The following is a 1,660-nucleotide window of genomic DNA, read 5'->3' on the forward strand; positions in this document are numbered from 1 at the left end:
TGCAGTTCGGCCGGCAAGGTGCCCGCCGCGCAAACGACGATGTCGCGGCTGGTGGAATCAGGAGCGGAACGCTGCACGGCGCCGATGACTTCGCCGTCATACGGCAAGCCGGCCACCTCGCGCTGGCCAGTAATGGCCAGCACGGTATCGCGCCATGCGTTCCCAGCCTGCTGCGCGCGCTCCAGCCAGTGGCCCGCGCTGTTCCAGTTAGGCAAGTACCGCGACAAGCCCTGCAAACCAAGTGTCGCGTCCGCCTGCACGCCCAGGCCACGGCGTTTCAGCGCATCGAAAGCGTTGACGTTCAGGCTGACCAGTTGCGCTTGCGCAAACAGGGAATTCGAGCCCGTCGTAAAATCCTGCAAGCGCGTGCCGACAGCCAGCACCACGTCCGCCTGCGCCGCGAGGGCATTCGCGGCGGGCGAACCGGTGACGCCGATGGCGCCCAGCTGCAGCGCATGGTCCCACGGCAAGGCGCTCTTGCCGGCCTGGGTTTCCGCCACGGGAATGCCGTGGCGTTCGGCAAACGCCTGCAAGGCGGCGCCAGCCTTGCCGTACAGCACGCCGCCGCCGGCCACGATCAGCGGCTGTTTCGCGTGTTTCAGCAAGGCGGCCGCCTCTTCCAGTTCCTGCTCCACGGGCGGCACGGCGCGGAAACGCACGGTGCGCGGCGTAAAGAATTCTTCCGGATAGTCATACGCCATCGTTTGCACGTCTTGCGGCAAAGATAACGTGACGGGACCGCAGGCGGCCGGGTCCGTCAAGGCGGCGATGGCGCGCGGCAAGGCCGTCAGCAATTGCTCCGGATACACGATGCGGTCGAAATAGCGCGATAAAGGTTTAAAGGCATCATTCACCGACACGCTGCCATCCGTGGCGTCTTCCAGCTGCTGCAGCACGGGGTCCGGCGCGCGCGAGACGAACACGTCGCCGGGCAACAGCAAGACCGGCAAGCGATTCACGTGGGCCAGCGCGGCGGCCGTCAGCAAATTGGTGGCGCCTGGGCCGATGGAACTGGTGACGGCCAGCATGCGCCGGCGCATGTGGGCTTTCGCATAGGCAATGGCCGAGTGCGCCATCGCCTGCTCGTTGTGGGCGCGGTACGTGGGGAAACTGTCCCGATATTGGTACAGCGCTTCGCCCAGGCCCGCCACATTGCCGTGGCCAAAGATGGCGAAGGCGCCGCCGAACAGGGGGATTAAGGAACCATCGCCCTCTTCCGTGCGCAAGGCGGCCAGGTAGCGGACTAAAGCCTGGGCCATGGTCAATCTGATTGTGGCGCTCATGCTGCACGCTCGAGGTGGTTGCGCGTGCGCTGCCACAGGGCAATGAGCTGCTCGAAGTTGGCGCGCACGGCGGCGATCAGGCCCGCATCGTCCAGCTCTCCGGCCAGCCAGCGGCGGCTCGGCTCCTGGAAGATGGTGCGGCCCACCATGAAGCCGCGGCACGTCGTGCTGGCACTGGCTTGTTCAAAACTGGCGGCCAGGGCGGCAATTGGCGCGTTCAAGCCCAGCAGGACGACGCCACGGCAATACGGATCGCGCTCGTGCACGAGGGCATCGATGGCTTGCCATTGCTGGGCTGACATGCTTTCCAGCTTCCACCATTCCGGGTAAATGCCCAGGTTGTACAGGCGCTTGACGGCGCGCAAGACCGTGTCGTC

Annotated in this window: 2 protein-coding genes; both read right to left on the reverse strand. The window is 65.7% G+C overall.

Annotated features, from left to right (window positions below):
* Positions 1 to 1,283 (reverse strand): thiamine pyrophosphate-binding protein (locus tag O0881_RS29155; RefSeq protein WP_289914103.1); only part of this gene is annotated, 1,283 nt, incomplete at its 3' end.
* The coding region (locus tag O0881_RS29160) for a 2-deoxy-5-keto-D-gluconate 6-phosphate aldolase domain-containing protein (protein ID WP_289914104.1) at positions 1,280 to 1,660 on the reverse strand (381 nt) is incomplete at its 5' end. The genes O0881_RS29155 and O0881_RS29160, both read right to left, overlap by 4 nt.

The organism is Janthinobacterium sp. SUN100 (assembly GCF_030397705.1).
Classification (GTDB): domain Bacteria; phylum Pseudomonadota; class Gammaproteobacteria; order Burkholderiales; family Burkholderiaceae_D; genus Janthinobacterium; species Janthinobacterium kumbetense.